At 43.8% G+C, this 15,512-nt stretch carries 15 protein-coding genes, 1 tRNA gene and 1 riboswitch; of the genes, 4 read left to right on the forward strand and 12 right to left on the reverse strand.

Features of this window, described 5'->3' with window-relative positions; genetic code table 11:
- Nucleotides 1-2 precede the first annotated feature (2 nt).
- Nucleotides 3-75: transfer RNA gene (locus ACSFVZ_RS19465), tRNA-Gly, on the reverse strand.
- A 93-nt stretch (nucleotides 76-168) separates the two neighbouring features.
- The gene (orn, locus tag ACSFVZ_RS19470; protein WP_135923411.1) at nucleotides 169-714 is read right to left on the reverse strand and encodes an oligoribonuclease; all 546 of its coding nucleotides are present in this window, start codon (nucleotides 712-714) and stop codon (nucleotides 169-171) included.
- 122 nt (nucleotides 715-836) lie between these two features.
- Here orn and rsgA point away from each other — a divergent pair, with 122 nt between their 5' ends.
- Complete coding sequence (rsgA, locus tag ACSFVZ_RS19475; protein WP_138558220.1) at nucleotides 837-1,895, forward strand: small ribosomal subunit biogenesis GTPase RsgA; 1,059 nt, start codon at nucleotides 837-839, stop codon at nucleotides 1,893-1,895.
- An 18-nt stretch (nucleotides 1,896-1,913) separates the two neighbouring features.
- On the forward strand, nucleotides 1,914-2,780 hold the full coding sequence (gene asd, locus ACSFVZ_RS19480; protein ID WP_171040440.1) for an archaetidylserine decarboxylase: 867 nt from the start codon (nucleotides 1,914-1,916) through the stop codon (nucleotides 2,778-2,780).
- Between the two features lie 65 nt (nucleotides 2,781-2,845).
- On the opposite strand, the gene ACSFVZ_RS19485 is transcribed toward asd, so the two are convergent.
- From ACSFVZ_RS19485 to ACSFVZ_RS19520, 8 genes are all read right to left on the reverse strand, one after another.
- Nucleotides 2,846-3,601, reverse strand: a complete 756-nt coding sequence (locus ACSFVZ_RS19485) for a HesA/MoeB/ThiF family protein (RefSeq protein WP_235382414.1) — start codon at nucleotides 3,599-3,601, stop codon at nucleotides 2,846-2,848.
- Between the two features lies 1 nt (nucleotide 3,602).
- Entirely contained in the window at nucleotides 3,603-5,126 is a 1,524-nt protein-coding gene (gene thiE / locus ACSFVZ_RS19490; RefSeq protein WP_235382413.1) for a thiamine phosphate synthase, read from the reverse strand.
- A gap of 15 nt (nucleotides 5,127-5,141) precedes the next feature.
- On the reverse strand, nucleotides 5,142-5,924 hold the full coding sequence (locus ACSFVZ_RS19495) for a thiazole synthase (RefSeq protein WP_235382412.1): 783 nt from the start codon (nucleotides 5,922-5,924) through the stop codon (nucleotides 5,142-5,144).
- A 1-nt stretch (nucleotide 5,925) separates the two neighbouring features.
- Nucleotides 5,926-6,123 (reverse strand): sulfur carrier protein ThiS, encoded by a 198-nt coding sequence (gene thiS / locus ACSFVZ_RS19500; RefSeq protein WP_171041525.1) that lies wholly within the window; start codon nucleotides 6,121-6,123, stop codon nucleotides 5,926-5,928.
- An 8-nt stretch (nucleotides 6,124-6,131) separates the two neighbouring features.
- Complete coding sequence (locus tag ACSFVZ_RS19505; protein WP_235382411.1) at nucleotides 6,132-7,136, reverse strand: FAD-dependent oxidoreductase; 1,005 nt, start codon at nucleotides 7,134-7,136, stop codon at nucleotides 6,132-6,134.
- 74 nt (nucleotides 7,137-7,210) lie between these two features.
- Nucleotides 7,211-9,163, reverse strand: coding sequence for a phosphomethylpyrimidine synthase ThiC (gene thiC / locus ACSFVZ_RS19510; RefSeq protein ID WP_235382410.1), 1,953 nt, complete (start codon nucleotides 9,161-9,163; stop codon nucleotides 7,211-7,213).
- A gap of 144 nt (nucleotides 9,164-9,307) precedes the next feature.
- Nucleotides 9,308-9,409, reverse strand: a riboswitch (TPP riboswitch).
- 66 nt (nucleotides 9,410-9,475) lie between these two features.
- Nucleotides 9,476-9,880, reverse strand: coding sequence for an META domain-containing protein (locus tag ACSFVZ_RS19515; RefSeq protein ID WP_135923403.1), 405 nt, complete (start codon nucleotides 9,878-9,880; stop codon nucleotides 9,476-9,478).
- A gap of 123 nt (nucleotides 9,881-10,003) precedes the next feature.
- On the reverse strand, nucleotides 10,004-10,393 hold the full coding sequence (locus ACSFVZ_RS19520; protein ID WP_054561129.1) for an acyl-CoA thioesterase: 390 nt from the start codon (nucleotides 10,391-10,393) through the stop codon (nucleotides 10,004-10,006).
- Between the two features lie 123 nt (nucleotides 10,394-10,516).
- On the opposite strand from ACSFVZ_RS19520, the gene ACSFVZ_RS19525 reads away from it, so the two are divergent.
- A complete protein-coding gene (locus tag ACSFVZ_RS19525; RefSeq protein WP_435559454.1) occupies nucleotides 10,517-12,616 on the forward strand; it encodes a TonB-dependent receptor in 2,100 nt (699 codons plus the stop codon).
- Nucleotides 12,617-12,685: 69 nt separating this feature from the next.
- On the opposite strand, the gene epmA is transcribed toward ACSFVZ_RS19525, so the two are convergent.
- Both epmA and efp read right to left on the reverse strand, forming a co-directional pair.
- The gene (gene epmA, locus ACSFVZ_RS19530; protein ID WP_135923401.1) at nucleotides 12,686-13,660 is read right to left on the reverse strand and encodes an elongation factor P--(R)-beta-lysine ligase; all 975 of its coding nucleotides are present in this window, start codon (nucleotides 13,658-13,660) and stop codon (nucleotides 12,686-12,688) included.
- A 67-nt stretch (nucleotides 13,661-13,727) separates the two neighbouring features.
- On the reverse strand, nucleotides 13,728-14,294 hold the full coding sequence (gene efp / locus ACSFVZ_RS19535; protein ID WP_135923400.1) for an elongation factor P: 567 nt from the start codon (nucleotides 14,292-14,294) through the stop codon (nucleotides 13,728-13,730).
- Between the two features lie 41 nt (nucleotides 14,295-14,335).
- On the opposite strand from efp, the gene epmB reads away from it, so the two are divergent.
- Nucleotides 14,336-15,349: an EF-P beta-lysylation protein EpmB gene (gene epmB / locus ACSFVZ_RS19540; protein ID WP_435559455.1), complete on the forward strand. Its 1,014-nt coding sequence runs from the start codon at nucleotides 14,336-14,338 to the stop codon at nucleotides 15,347-15,349.
- Nucleotides 15,350-15,512: the final 163 nt, after the last annotated feature.

Below are 15,512 nucleotides of genomic sequence, written 5' to 3' on the forward strand. Positions count from 1 at the left end.
GGAGCGGCACACGAGGCTCGAACTCGTGACCTCAACCTTGGCAAGGTTGCGCTCTACCAACTGAGCTAGTGCCGCATTCAATTACTTAGAGACATACCAACCCCGCGGGGGTTAACGTCTTAAGCGGGGCAGGATTCTACAATAATCCGATGTGTTTGCAAATGTTTTTTACAAATTAAAGAATTTTTCTTGGTAAACCTTTAATTCCATGATCGAATCTTTGATATCGTCGAGGGCTAGATGCGAACCTTTTTTGTTCACTTGTGCTAACACGTCAGGTTTCCAGCGACGCGCAAGCTCTTTAACTGTGCTTACATCGAGGTTACGGTAGTGAAAGTAGTCTTCCAATTCAGGCATGTACTTATTCATAAAGCGGCGATCTTGGCCGATAGAATTACCACACATAGGCGAAGCACCCGCAGGTACCCATTGCTTCAAAAATGCCAGTGTTTGCTCAATGGCATCTTGCTCTGTGAATGTGCTTGCTTTACAGCGAGCTGTTAAACCAGATTGACCGTGCTGAGTCGTACACCACTCATCCATGCCATCAAGCAGTTCATCGCTTTGATGAATAGCAATAACAGGGCCTTCAGCCAAAATGTTTAAATCACTGTCGGTGACAACAGTGGCAATTTCGAGTATTTTATCTGTTGCTGGTTCGAGGCCGGTCATTTCCAGGTCGAGCCAGATAAGATTTGATTTATGAAAAGACATAGTTACCTTAGCGGTGCTTTCCTTTAGATCCAACGCATTTAGATATATCATATTAGTATCATCAGTCGACCTAAAGCTTTTTTTTCAAAAAGCCCGACATTTACTCAAGTTATAGGCCAAAAGTGGCAAAACAAAAGAAATTAAGTAAAGGCCAATCGCGTCGAATTAAGGCCAACCATCAAAAACGCCTCTCTAATGCAGATAAAAAGCAAGAGAAAGGGGCAACTGTGCAATGGCAAAATGACAATTTAGGTCCTGCCGAAAATGCGGTAGTGATCAGTCGATTTGGCCAACATGCCGACATCGAAACCGAATCAGGCAGCATATTACGTTGTAATATTCGCAGAACAGTATCGAGCCTTGTCTGTGGTGATGAAGTTATTTTTCGCCGTGCAAAAGTTAGCGAAGGCGACTTAGCTGGCGTTATTGAAGCAACTCATGAACGTCGCTCACAACTAACGCGCCCTGATTTTTATGACGGGGTAAAAGTCGTCGCTGCCAATATCGACCAAATTTTAATGGTCTCTGCGGTACTGCCTGAGTTTACGCCAAACATTATCGATCGCTATTTAGTTGCCTGTGAAGACATGGGAATTGAGCCTATTTTAGTGCTCAACAAAATAGATTTAATTGACGATGAAGGCCTTGCTTTTATTGATGAAATTCTCGATATCTATCGAGAGTTAGGTTATCAAGTACTGTTAGTTAGTAATAAAACGGGTCAAGGCATCGATGAACTTAAACAAAAACTGGTCGGTAAAAACAGCATTTTTGTTGGTCAAAGTGGTGTGGGTAAATCAACCTTAGTGAACACTGTACTGCCAGATGCTGACATTCTAACCCAAGAAGTCTCCGAGAACAGTGGCCTTGGTCAACACACAACAACCGTATCTCGATTACACCATTTACCAAGTGGCGGTAACCTTATCGACTCACCAGGAATTCGTGAGTTTGGCTTGTGGCATTTAGATGTTGAGCGCGTTACATGGTGCTTTAAAGAGTTCCGTGATTTTATTGGTGGCTGTCGTTTTCGAGATTGTAAGCATTTAAACGATCCTGGCTGTATAATTCGCCAAGCTGTTGATGATGGTGAAATTTCAGAACTTCGCTTTGACAGTTACCACCGAATTTTAGAAACTATGGCCGACGGCCGTGCTGGTGCACGCGCTCCTCGCGTATAACTATTTAGGAAATAACAAGTGAGTTTAGATAAATTCAAAATTGCTATGCAATATGCCATGCCAAAACATTTCATTTCGCGCATGGTTGGCAAGTTGGCAGCAGCAAAAGCGGGTGGCTTAACAACGGCCTTAATTAAATTGTTTATCAAACAATACAAAATTGATATGAGTGAGGCTAAATACCCAGATCCAGCTCATTACAAAACTTTTAATGAGTTTTTCACTCGCCCATTAAAAGAAGGCATTCGTCCACTTGCTGAAGAAAGCGACATTATTGCTCACCCAGTTGATGGTGCAATTAGCCAATTAGGCGATGTAGTAGACGGTCAAATCATCCAGGCAAAAGGCCACGACTACAGCTTACAAGCACTACTTGGTGGCAAAGAAGAAGACACAGCGCCGTTTTTAGGCGGTAAGTTTGCGACTATTTATTTAGCGCCTAAAGATTACCACCGTATTCACATGCCTGTTGATGGTACGCTGAGCAAAATGATTTACGTTCCGGGTGATTTATTTTCGGTAAACCCGTTAACAGCGCAAAATGTACCTAACCTATTTGCTCGTAACGAGCGAGTTGTGGCTATCTTCGAAACCGAAATTGGCCCGCTAGCTATGGTACTAGTTGGTGCGACAATTGTTGCTAGCATCGAGACTATTTGGGCAGGCACAGTAACGCCACCAGCAGGTAAAGATGTATTTAGTTGGAATTACCCAACTAAAGGTGACAACGCGATTACTCTGAAGAAGGGTGAAGAAATGGGTCGCTTTAAATTAGGCTCTACCGTTATTTTAGCCTGGGGTGCAAATCAAGCTGAGTTCTTATCAGATCAACACCCAGAGACAGTAACACGTATGGGCACACCATTTGCGAAAATTAACGATTAATAAGTTCAATTAAGCAAACCACTTTAGCTAAAGTGGTTTGCTTAAAATTCACTATAAAACCGCGCCTATACCCCACGATTACACTCTAAACATTCACTATCTTTTTGAATATTAAAGCGCTGCTGTTTTAGTGTTAGCCCATCAAATTGAATAAACTCACTACCGACTTTATGGCCAAGCAATATATTGATAGCCAATAAGCTTTGTATGCTGCCCATAACCCCCAGTAACGGGCTCAATACCCCAGCATTATCGCAATTAAGCGCTGTTTTCTCCTCAGTTTGCGGGAACACACAACCATAGCAAGGGCTCTGTTCATCACGAAAATCAAAACTCATCACTTGCCCCTGTGTTGCAATAGCCGCAGCTGATACAAGTGGGATAGATTTAGCTAAACAATAGCGATTAACCAAATAGCGGGTAGCAAAGTTATCACTACAATCAAGGATGATGTCAGCACCTTCAAGTAACTCAGCACAGTTACTTTCATCAAGCTTTTGGCATAGAGGCTTAACCGTAATTTGATTATTTAAACTGCTTAATACCTTGGCAGCCGCCTGTGTTTTTGCCTGCCCCAAGTGGTTTACTTTATAGAGTATTTGTCGCTGTAGATTTGAAAGCTCAACTTTATCGTCGTCAATCAAAGTGAGCGTTCCGATTCCTGCAGCCGCTAAATAAAACAGTGCTGGTGAGCCAAGCCCACCTGCCCCGACAACCACAATATGTGCAGACTTTAACTTTTGCTGCCCCGCATGCCCCACCTCTTTTAATAGCAAGTGGCGGCTATAACGAATTTGCTCTTTGTCGCTTAAAGCGCTCATATTAAAACTGACCTTCGACCAGCAGTTTTAACTTGGCAATGGCTGCTTGGTAGTCTTCGGCTTCAGTAATCGCACGTACTACGGCAACACTGCCAACCCCCGTACTCGCAACTTGCTCTGCACGTGATATATCAATTCCACCAATCGCCACAGTTGGGTAATCGGCCATTAATGGCACAAATTTTTCGAGCTTTTCTAAACCTTGAATTTGCCCTGTCATGTCTTTGGTGGTGGTTGGATAAATAGCGCCAAACGCCATATAACTTGGTCTGTAATTGTGCGCGCGTAGCATTTCGTAAAAGCCATGAGTCGAAACACCTAAGCGTAACCCAGCCTCTTTTATGGCAATTAAATTAGCGGTTTGTAAGTCTTCTTGCCCTAAATGCACACCATAAGCGCCGTGTTTAATCGCTAATTGCCAATAATCATTGATATACACCTGCGCATCGTACTTCTGCCCCAGCATAACCGCACTAGCAATGGCATCTTCGAGTGTTGCATCGTCTGCATTTTTCATTCTTAATTGAACTGTTTTAACCCCTTCGGCTAAACACTTCTCTAACCAATTAACCGTATCAACAACGGCATATAACCCAAGCTGTTTAGAGTCGCATTCGGCAAAGCCTGCTGCCATGGTAAAATCAACTGGGCAGTCAAAGTCGAGCTCATCACCTAGCCAACTTCCCGCCTCGATGACTTGTGGGTAATCCGCGAGATTTGTTGGAAAGCAAGTGTGTGCAACGGGGCCAATCCCTTCGCCATAACGAACGGCTGCTTTTAAACCTTGGTTTATATAGGCTTTTGCTAAAATAAAGGCATCTTTGAGTGGATACTGTTTGGCTAAACACGCAGCAATAACAGATGCCATACTGCATCCAGTACCGTGACTATGCGGAGTTTGAATTTTTTCGTTACCAAGCCAATATGCCTGCTCACCTTGTACGCAGTAATCAATACAATAGCCACTTGGGTAATCCCAATGACCCCCTTTTATGATCACCGCTTTTGCACCATAGCCTGTTAACTTCTCGGCGGCTTCTTTCACTGCGCTTGGGCCAATCAAATAAACACCGGTTAATAGCTGCGTTTCGTGAGTGTTCGGTGTTACAACATCGACTAATGGCAATAAACACTCTTTAATGGCACTAACAGTATCTTCTTCTGTAAGTAAGTCACCACTTGAGGCAATGGCAACCGGATCATAAACAACCAAAGGCGGCTCTGCCCAAGTTGCTTTGTAATGTTTTAAATGCTCACTAATAAGCTGTATTTGCTGCACATTGGCAAGCATGCCAATTTTAATCACGCTGGCAGGCATATCACTGGCTAAGGCTAATAGTTGCGACTCAATCACTTCTGTTGAAATCGGGTTCAGCGCTTCTACACCTAAACTATTTTGTGCCGTTAAAGCAGTAATAACCGTACAGCCATGTACATTAAAACTTTGCATTGCCTTGATATCGGCTTGAATTCCTGCACCGCCGCCCGAATCTGAGCCAGCTATGGTCCATACAACCTGATTCATGTTACTCCTCACATTTTATTCTTGATGCCAAAATGGCATTCCGAGCGTCGGCGTTGATGGGCTTGCTACGTCTTTCTCTGGCATCGCTTTGGCCAAATAGCTATATCGCCCCGCTTCAACCGCACTCTTAAACGCTTTACTCATCGTCACTGGGCAACCTGCACCTGCAATTGCCGAGTTTAATAATACGGCATCATACCCTAATTCAAGCGCTTGGCAGGCATGAGATGGTAAACCTAAGCCCGCATCAACAATTAACGTATGGTTTGGCAAGCGCTCACGGATCATTTTTAAGTTGTAAGGATTCAGCAAGCCTTTACCCGTACCAATCGGTGCGCCCCAAGGCATTAATACTTCGCAGCCTAAATCAGCGAGGCGCTGACACAGCACTAAATCATCTGTGCAATAAGGTAAAACTTTAAAGCCATCGGCCAATAAAATTTTAGTGGCTTCGAGCAGTGCGATTAGATCTGGCTGTAAATTATATTCATCACCAATTAGTTCTAACTTGATCCAATCAGTGGCGAACACTTCGCGGCACATTTGTGCCAAGGTCACCGCTTCTTTCACACTATGACAACCCGCCGTATTTGGCAGCACCTTTAACCCGGTGTTTTTTATCAATTGCCAAAAATCATCACCCGCAGAAGCGCTTTGCTGACGTCTTAATGAAACCGTGACAATCTCAGCCTGTGAGGCCACTATCGAATCCTGCATAACACTTGGCGAAGGGTACAGTGCTGAGCCAATCAGTAACCGACTCGTAAATTGCTCACCATAAACCGAAAAACTATCCATCTTAGCCTCCTTGAATTGGCGACAATAACTCAATGCTGTCGCCTTCGTTGAGGGTTTTAGCATCGCACTGGCTGCGCGGTACAAAGTCACCATTAACGGCAACGGCAAATGGCGGTCTTGCACCAAACTGGCTCAACGCCTGAGTCAGCGATGTATTGTCGTTCACTGTAACTGACTGACCATTAATTAAAATATTCATTTTTATCCTTAAGCAATTAAGCTCACTGCGTCATCAACCACCTGAGGCGCAAGTAAATAGCCATGACGGTACAAGCCATTAATACTGATCACTCGACCTTGCTTTGTGACTTTCGGGCGGTTGTCTGCAAACGCTGGACGAAGCCCCGATTGCAAGCTTTCTATACGCCCTTCAGCAAAGCCGCTATGCACCGTATAAGCAGCAGACAATAACTCCAGTGCCGAACGCACGGTGACTTTACCTCGGTCTTGCGATTCGATTTCAGTCGCACCAATCACAAATTGATGATTTGGTTTAGGAGCAATATAAATTGGGTAACGCGGATGCATCAGTCGTATCGGTCTAGTTAGGTTCACCTCTGGTGCATATAAACGCGCCACCTCCCCTCTTACTCCACGCAGTAAAGGTTCAGTCTGTTTTGCACCTAAGCCTCGGCAATCAAATACATAATCAAAGCTTTGGCCATTCACCTGATGGGCGTTCAATTCAACTTTACAGCCAAAGTTAAATTGCACTCCTTGCGAGGTAAGCTTTTTAAAACTAGCGCCATAAAATGCCTGATTATCGAGTTGCCCTTCACAAGGTAAATACACTCCTTGATGGAAACGCCCAGCTAGTTCAGGCTCAAGATCAGCGATTTGAGAACCCACCAATGCCTGTGCCTGATAGCTTTCAAGCGGTTTTAAGCGGCTAACAAAACTTTGTAAATCGCCCCTATCTTGCTGATGAGCAACCACTAAACTGCCTGTTTGTTGAAAATACACAGCTTCATTGAGCTCACTTAAAATTTGCTGCCAACGAGTGATGCTATTAAGCCCTTGTAGGGCTAAATCCTGTTCACACAGGACTGATTCAGCAAGGGGTGCCAACATCGCTGCAGCAACGCTGCCGGCACTGTTGCTAGCATGTTCATCATCTTGCTCAAACACGCTCAGCTGGTGCTCTTTAGCAAGTGCCAATGCAGTTAAACGGCCAGTTAAACCAAAACCCAGTATCGCTATCTTTAATGACATAAACTTTCTAGGCCCCAGACTCTGGGCCCTAGGCAAAAAACCCAGAGCCTATCGCTGATGCCTAGCTCCATCAATTAAACTGCTTTGTGGTAAATCTCAGAGCCCGTTTTTTTGAACTCGTCTGATTTCGCTTTCATTTCGGCTTCAACATCAACCATTTTGATTTCGATAGCATCACCTACGTTATTTGGATCTATGCCTCTTGCTTCAAGATCTTTGGCGTAATCACGTACTTCTTGAGTGATCTTCATCGAACAAAACTTAGGTCCACACATAGAGCAGAAATGTGCAATCTTGCCTGATTCTTGTGGCAATGTTTCATCGTGATATTCGCGGGCGCGTTCTGGGTCTAAACCTAGGTTAAATTGGTCATGCCAACGGAACTCAAAGCGTGCTTTTGATAATGCATTATCTCGCTCTTGCGCACCCGGGTGGCCTTTTGCCAAATCGGCAGCATGGGCAGCAATTTTGTAAGTGATTAAACCTTCTTTAACGTCTTCTTTGTTTGGTAAGCCTAAATGCTCTTTAGGGGTTACATAACAAAGCATAGCGCAGCCGTACCAAGCAATTTGCGCAGCGCCAATACCTGATGTGAAATGATCGTACCCCGGTGCAATATCCGTGGTTAATGGACCAAGAGTATAAAACGGTGCTTCTTCACAGTGTTTTAGCTGCTCTTCCATGTTCTCTTTGATCATATGCATTGGCACATGGCCTGGGCCTTCGATGAATACTTGCACATCGTGTTTCCAAGCAAGTTTTGTCAGCTCACCTAAAGTACGTAATTCGCTGAATTGGGCTTCGTCATTCGCATCGGCAATAGAGCCCGGACGCAGGCCATCACCTAATGAAAAACACACATCATACTGTTTTAAAATTTCACAAATTTCTTCAAAGTGCGTGTATAAGAAGTTTTCTTTATGGTGCGCTAAACACCATTTCGCCATGATAGAACCACCACGCGAAACAATACCGGTAACACGCTTTGCCGTCATCGGCACGTAACGCAGTAATACCCCAGCATGAATAGTAAAGTAATCAACGCCTTGTTCTGCTTGTTCAATCAAGGTATCGCGGAAAATCTCCCACGTTAGGTCTTCAGCCACACCGTTTACTTTTTCAAGCGCTTGGTAAATTGGTACCGTGCCAATTGGTACTGGTGAGTTACGTACCACCCATTCACGGGTTTCGTGAATATAGCGACCCGTTGATAAGTCCATTACCGTGTCGGCGCCCCAACGAGTAGACCACACCATTTTTTCGACTTCTTCTTCGATTGATGAAGTGACCGACGAATTACCAATATTCGCGTTCACTTTAACTAAAAAGTTTCGGCCAATGATCATCGGCTCGGTTTCTGGATGGTTAATATTGTTAGGAAGCACAGCGCGGCCACGAGCAATTTCATCACGCACAAATTCAGGAGTAATAAAATCAGGAATGCTAGCACCAAACGATTCGCCTTTGTGCTGGGCTGCAAGTAACTCTTCACGAATTTTAGCGCGACCCATGTTTTCACGGATTGCCACATATTCCATTTCAGGCGTCACGATGCCTTGTCGCGCATAATGCATTTGCGTGACGTTTTTACCTGCTTTTGCACGGCGGATCTTTGGTAGGTGCTCAAAGCGGATATGATCTAGCCCTTCATCTGCCATACGCTGTTGAGAAAATTGTGAAGTCACTGAGTCTAAAATTTCAGTATCGCCGCGGCTTTCAATCCACTTTTCACGGTATTTCTCAAGACCCTTGCGCACATCGAGTTTAAAGTCAGGGTCAGTGTATGGACCTGATGTATCGTAAACACGAATTGGCGCGTTAGGCTCAAATACAGGGTTCTCTTCAGTACCACCGATGAAGGTATCGCTAAGGGTGATTTCACGCATCCCTACTCGCACATTATCTTGCGTGCCTTCTACATAAACTTTATGAGAATTAGGAAACGGTTGACCCGTTAAGTTATAAATATACTCTGATGCAGCCGCACGAACTTCACGGCGAGATGGTTTAGTTGTTGTGTTTGACATGACTTACCTCATTGCTTTAAGGGTTGTCTTGTCAGATATTGCATGTGCAATAGAGAGTGGCAAACGCCATTGGATCGTTAGTAAGTTAAATGCTTACCAGTGCAGCCTGTGCCGCTTATGCCCCAAAATTTGGCGCACAAGCGCCTAGTGAGGCAGCTTGTTCCCTACGCAGGTGTTAGCCTGATCAGGTTCACGGATCCCGCTTTCGCGATCTCAGCCTTGTTAAAGGCACTCCGACAAGTTTAAATTCGTTATTTTTTATTAACGCAATGAGTGTACGTTAGTTAAAAATTTGCTGCAAGCACATGCGCTTTAGTTTTTGGCGATAAAGGTAAAGCGATGCGTACCTTGCAAAGTCAGTTGCTCACCTTCAAGCTTAATGGCTGCACCTTCTCTTAACGCGGTTAACAAACTACGTTCGAGTTCATCGGCTTTCTCACCGCATGATTTACGTGTCATGCCTAGCTTGTTTACTACAATTGAATCATCGTCAGTTAGAACTGCTTCGCCAAAAAATTTATTACAGCCAGCAAAGCCATTTATTTGCATTGCTTCAATAAATCGCATTGATGCACTTTGCGACACATCAAGACTTAAGCCATTCACCTTTGATAACTGCCACTGAGTATATTTTAATTGTTCACTTGTGACTGTACTGGTTGATGAACACCCTAAACAAAATAATACAAACAAAAGTGGTACGGCTAAACGCTTCATATTTTTTACAATTCAAATTCCAATACCATAATAGTAACAATATTTGACTGCTTTGATCGTTAAAAAAACATGTTTTATCTGTAAAAAATTGTTCTAAGCCCCATTTTTTTGAAACACTCTCGCTTACTTGAATAAGTTATCGACTTCTTCTGGTAAAAAAGGACGACCTTTTTCATTTACCGACGTACCAATCACTAACGCTTGTAGCATCACTTTATCGTCATGTTTGCGATACACCGTTTGTCTAAATGCAAACTTTAAACGGCTGATACGCTCCGGCTCAACGGCCACGTAAAATTCATCACCCGGCACAAGTGATGCCTTGTAATCCATTTCGCTGCGAAGCACCACAAGGTTAACTTTTTCTCTTGCTAGCTTTGCAAAGTCGATACCTTGAGCATGTAAAAATTCATGGCGAGCATGTTCTAAGTAATTAAAATAAACACTGTTATTTACAATACCTTGTAAATCACACTCATAATCTCGCACTTTAAAGTCGACTTTAAAGGTCATAGTCGTATTCCTAATCAATTTACGTATAATTGCCTGCGTTTATACCATAAAAATTGATTTTATAGCCATTTGGCTAGCTAGGTTGCTAGAATAGCAGTCCCGAAAATGGAGTTAAGAATCCACATGAAACGACGTTTATCATTATTATCTGCTGCCATCCTGCCTTTATTTGCAGCATCTTCGATTGCCTACGCTGAAGATGGTGAGTTGGAAACAATTGTAGTTACCGGTGATTTCAAAAAAGAAAGCATTCAAACATTAAGTGCCAGTGCTAGTTTGTTTTCAGACCATGAAATCAATCAACGCGGTGCAAAGTTTTTAGATGAGATGCTTGCTAGTGCAGCGAATGTAAACTTTACCTCAGGGGCTTCTCGTGGTCGTTTCGTGCAAATTCGTGGTGTAGGTTTACGCTCACAGTTTGTAGACCCAATTAATCCTTCGGTTGGCTTAGTGATCGACGGCATCAACTACTCTGGTTTAGGCGGCAGTTCACTGTTATTTGATATCGACCAGGTAGAAATTTATCGCGGCCCACAAGGAACTCGCTTTGGTGCTGATGCCTTAGCTGGCATGATTCAAATGGAATCTGCAACACCCACTCTTGACCCAAGTGTGAAAGTACAACTAGGTGCAGGTAACTACAATAGCTTTGAGGCAGGTATTGCCGCAGGTACGGGTATTACCGACGACACAGCAGTACGCGCCAGTATTTATCAACGTGAGTCTGATGGCTATGTTGAAAACCGTTATTTAGGCGAAGATACCCAACAACAAGATGAGCTGGTTTCTCGCTTTAAATTACACAGCCAATTGACCGATCATCTACGTACTGAACTGAGCGTTCATTACATTGATATTAATAACGGCTATGACGCCTTCACCTTGGATAACAGCCGTTACAGTGTGGCTGATGAACCAGGCCAAGATAACCAAGAAAGCATTGCGGTTGGCCTTGCCAACATTTACAGCGGCTTCGATTGGTTTGATGTTAGCCTAAACCTTTCAGGTATCGACAGCGAGCTGTTATACAGCTATGACGAAGACTGGGTGTGTAATGATGAAGCCCAACCAGAGTTATGTGCTGCAGGCTTGCATGAATGGGGCTATAGCTCAACAGATGCTTACTTTCGCGATCGTCAAGATCAAGCAGCCGAGCTGCAATTTAGCGGTAAGTCTGGTGAGTGGGTTGCCGGTATTTACTACCAAGGCCGCGAAGTTGATTTAGAACGCCAATACACTTGGCTGGCGCAACCATTTGCATCAAATTATGAAACCAGCAATATTGCAGCGTATGGCCAACTAGCAACACCTATTGGTCCAAAAACAACCTTAATTACGGGTTTGCGTGTCGAGCAGTATCAAGGCGACTACACCGACAACAACGGTTTTATTGAAGAAACTGATGATGTCATGGTGGGCGGTAAGCTTGCACTTGAATACCAAGTGATTGATCGCACCATGATCTACACCAGCATTACTCGTGGCTATAAGGCCGGCGGTATTAATTCTGAAGCGTTAGCAAAAGCAAAAGATGAAGGCTTAAATCTAGATGCTGATTTCTTTGCTAATCACACATCATTTGCCCCTGAATACCTTTGGAGCGGTGAGTTTGGTGTAAAAGGCAGCTCACTAGACGATAAGTTTGTGTTACGTCTTGCCGCTTTCTACATGTATCGCGAAGATATGCAGTTAAAATCGTGGCAGGTTGAAGGTCAAAAATTCACAGGCTATATCGATAATGCCAGCTCTGGTGAAAACTACGGTTTAGAAATTGAAGGTAGCTTCCAAGCCACTGACAATTTACTACTCACGGGTAGTGCAGGTTATTTACATACCGAAATCAATGACTTTGTTGCGCAATCAGGCCTTGATCAAGATGGCCGTGACCAAGCACAAGCACCTAAATACCAATATGCATTCACTGCGCGTTATAACTTTACACCAGCACTTTACGCATCAATTGGTGTAGAGGGCAAAGACGATTATTACTTCTCTGACAGCCATAACTCACAAGCACCAAGCACCAACTTGGTAAATGCTTCGTTTGGTTATGAAAGTGATAATTGGAGCATTAATGCATGGGCACGTAACTTATTTGATGAAGACGTACCAACTCGTGGCTTTGAGTTTGGTAACGACCCATTAGATGGTTACACCACTCATACTTACACCCAACTTGGCGAACCTATGGTTGCCGGTGTGACATTTATTTACGAGCTATAAACCGTAGGCGCGACTTTATGTCGCGCTTTTAAAATCAATGAAAATCGCGGGTTAAACCCGCTCCTACATTTAAGCCCTTTCGACATCAAAAGCGATCACGTCTTTGATCTTTTGCTTATTCGTTGCCAGCATAATGAGTCGATCAATACCCAATGCGACACCCGCACATTGTGGCAAACCATGCTCTAGAGCAGCTATTAAACGCTCATCCATTGGCACTTGCTTTAAGCCATTTGCTTCACGGTACTGATTATCTTCACTAAAACGAGCTGCTTGCTCTTTGCCATTGGTCAGCTCATTAAAGCCGTTTGCCAGTTCCATATTTTTAAAATATAACTCAAAGCGCCCTGCTACTCGCTCATCGTGCTGACAAATTTGTGCAAGAGCTGCTTGCGAAGCTGGAAAATGATAAACGAAACAAGGCTTTTCTTGGCCAATTGTTGGTTCAACCTTCATACAAAATAATAGCTGTAATAAGGTATCGCGATGTGTTTCATTCGCGGCAATATCGGCAAAGCCCTGCTCTGTTGCGAGTTGCTGCAATGTGCTGATATCAGCAGTTAAAGGGTCTACACCTAAGGCGTTCATAAAGGCTTGCTGATAAGTGAGTCGCTCTGCGCTTTCTACGCCAAGCACCAATTGCATAAGCTCATCCATTTCATCCATAAGCGCAAATTCATCAAAACCCGGACGATACCACTCAAGCATTGTAAATTCAGGATTATGATGACTACCCGCCTCTTCATTACGAAAGGCTTTGCACAGCTGGAAAATAGCCCCAGAGCCCGCAGCAAGTAAACGCTTCATGGCAAACTCTGGTGACGTTTGCAAATACAGAGGTAAGCCACCAGCATGACCTGGGCCAACAAACTCGGTACTAAATGTCGCCAAATGCACGTCGGTTACACTGGCAGCACTTAGGCTTGGTGTTTCAACCTCCATAACATCGCGTGCATAAAAGAACTCGCGAATACGGCGAATGATGGCTGCACGGTGGCGTAAAGTTTCAATATCGGCGCTTGGTTGCCAAAGGGCTTTAGACATAAACTGTTTCTCAAAAAAAATCCCAGCAGAAGCTGGGATTTTATAATAAATTGCTTAACAAAGCCTATTACTTAACGCGGCTCACGTATTCACCGCTACGTGTATCAACCTTGATCACTTCGCCGATTTGTACGAATAGAGGAACACGAACAACAGCACCAGTGCTTAATGTTGCTGGTTTACCGCCAGTACCTGCTGTATCACCTTTTAGACCTGGATCTGTGTCAGTGATTTCTAGTTCAACAAAGTTTGGTGGAGTAACGGCGATTGGGTTACCGTTCCAAAGCGTGATTGTACATACGTCATTTTCAACTAACCATTTAGCGTTGTCGCCAAGTGCTTTTTCGTCAGCAGCGATTTGCTCAAATGTTTCGTTGTTCATGAAATGCCAAAACTCACCGTCAGTATATAGATACGCTAAATCGGTATCCATTACGTCTGCACCTTCAACGGTCTCACCTGACTTGAACGTTTTTTCTAGTACTTTACCTGTGATAAGTTTACGAATACGAACACGGTTAAACGCCTGGCCTTTACCTGGTTTTACCATTTCATTTTCTAAGATGCTGCAAGGTTCGCCGTCTAACATAATTTTTAGGCCGCCCTTGAACTCATTGGTGCTATAATTCGCCATCGTTTCCTCTGTCTAAATAATTTCGAGTAATCTACGTGTCAATGATACAAAGAAATGAAGTAAATTTGCATAAAAACTGGCAAAAAGAATTGGCAAATGTTGTCACTTGTCCTGAACGCTTGCTAGAAATGCTAGGATTATCAAGCAAAGTAGACGAAAAAGACCTCAAAGCACGCAGTCTTTTTCCTGTCCGCGTGCCGCTGCCTTTTATCAAAAAAATGCGTTATGGCGACATAAACGACCCTCTTTTGCTGCAAGTGATGCCTCGCCATCAAGAATTTTTAGCAAAAACAGGTTACGACAAAGACCCCTTAAAAGAGCAAGATAACAACCAACCGGGTTTGTTACACAAGTATCGCTCTCGCGTTTTAGTGATGTTTAAAACCGGTTGTGCGGTAAATTGTCGCTATTGTTTTAGGCGCCATTTCCCGTATCAAGAAAACCAATTAAACAAACGCAGCTTGATTGATGCACTGGCTTATATAAAAGCCGACAGCAATATTAACGAAGTCATTTTAAGTGGCGGCGACCCTTTGATGGCCAAAGACGATGCCGTTAGTTGGTTTATGGATGAGCTCGAACAGCTACCGCAAATTAAACGCCTACGTATTCACAGCCGCTTACCTGTGGTGATCCCTGCAAGAATTACCGATGAGCTATGTGCACGCTTTGCTGCATCATCGTTAAAAGTGGTGTTTATAAACCATATCAATCACGCTAATGAAATTGATGATGACTTTAAAGCGGCTATGCAAAAATTAAAGGCTGCGGGGGTGATGTTATTAAATCAGGCCGTGTTACTAAAAGATGTGAATGATTCTGTCGAGTCACAAGTTGCACTTAGTGAAGCGCTATTCGAAGCAGACATTTTACCTTACTACTTACATCTACTTGATAAAGTTGAAGGTGCCAGCCACTTTGATATAGCAGAGAGTCAGGCACGGGAAATCGTGACGGCTATGCTGGCAGCATTGCCGGGGTTCTTGGTTCCTAAGCTGGTACGCGAGATCGGCGGCGAAAAAAGTAAAACGCCAATCGATCTAAGGGCGTGTTGACCTTTGTTGATTGAAATTTGTTCACTCTAGGGGCGATTTAATCGCGGCGCGAGATTTGTAACCTAGTGGACTAAGTAAAAATCGAGTAACAAAGAGTTAATCGCCCCTAGGAAGAACCCGAAGGGCAGCGCGTGTTTGGCATTAATGCTGCGTTATCGCCTAT

The sequence above is a fragment of the Pseudoalteromonas nanhaiensis genome, assembly GCF_051235485.1.
GTDB lineage: Bacteria > Pseudomonadota > Gammaproteobacteria > Enterobacterales > Alteromonadaceae > Pseudoalteromonas > Pseudoalteromonas lipolytica_C.

Bases quoted from the DNA above. Each gene is read 5' to 3' on its own strand.
- epmA (WP_135923401.1), bottom strand. From the start codon at position 13,660: ATGTCTAAAGCCCTTTGGCAACCAAGCGCCGATATTGAAACTTTACGC.
- orn (WP_135923411.1), bottom strand. From the start codon at position 714: ATGTCTTTTCATAAATCAAATCTTATCTGGCTCGACCTGGAAATGACC.
- ACSFVZ_RS19515 (WP_135923403.1), bottom strand. From the start codon at position 9,880: ATGAAGCGTTTAGCCGTACCACTTTTGTTTGTATTATTTTGTTTAGGG.
- ACSFVZ_RS19520 (WP_054561129.1), bottom strand. From the start codon at position 10,393: ATGACCTTTAAAGTCGACTTTAAAGTGCGAGATTATGAGTGTGATTTA.
- ACSFVZ_RS19525 (WP_435559454.1), top strand. From the start codon at position 10,517: ATGAAACGACGTTTATCATTATTATCTGCTGCCATCCTGCCTTTATTT.
- thiS (WP_171041525.1), bottom strand. From the start codon at position 6,123: ATGAATATTTTAATTAATGGTCAGTCAGTTACAGTGAACGACAATACA.
- efp (WP_135923400.1), bottom strand. From the start codon at position 14,294: ATGGCGAATTATAGCACCAATGAGTTCAAGGGCGGCCTAAAAATTATG.
- thiE (WP_235382413.1), bottom strand. From the start codon at position 5,126: ATGAATCAGGTTGTATGGACCATAGCTGGCTCAGATTCGGGCGGCGGT.
- ACSFVZ_RS19485 (WP_235382414.1), bottom strand. From the start codon at position 3,601: ATGAGCGCTTTAAGCGACAAAGAGCAAATTCGTTATAGCCGCCACTTG.
- epmB (WP_435559455.1), top strand. From the start codon at position 14,336: ATGATACAAAGAAATGAAGTAAATTTGCATAAAAACTGGCAAAAAGAA.
- ACSFVZ_RS19505 (WP_235382411.1), bottom strand. From the start codon at position 7,136: ATGTCATTAAAGATAGCGATACTGGGTTTTGGTTTAACTGGCCGTTTA.
- ACSFVZ_RS19495 (WP_235382412.1), bottom strand. From the start codon at position 5,924: ATGGATAGTTTTTCGGTTTATGGTGAGCAATTTACGAGTCGGTTACTG.
- thiC (WP_235382410.1), bottom strand. From the start codon at position 9,163: ATGTCAAACACAACAACTAAACCATCTCGCCGTGAAGTTCGTGCGGCT.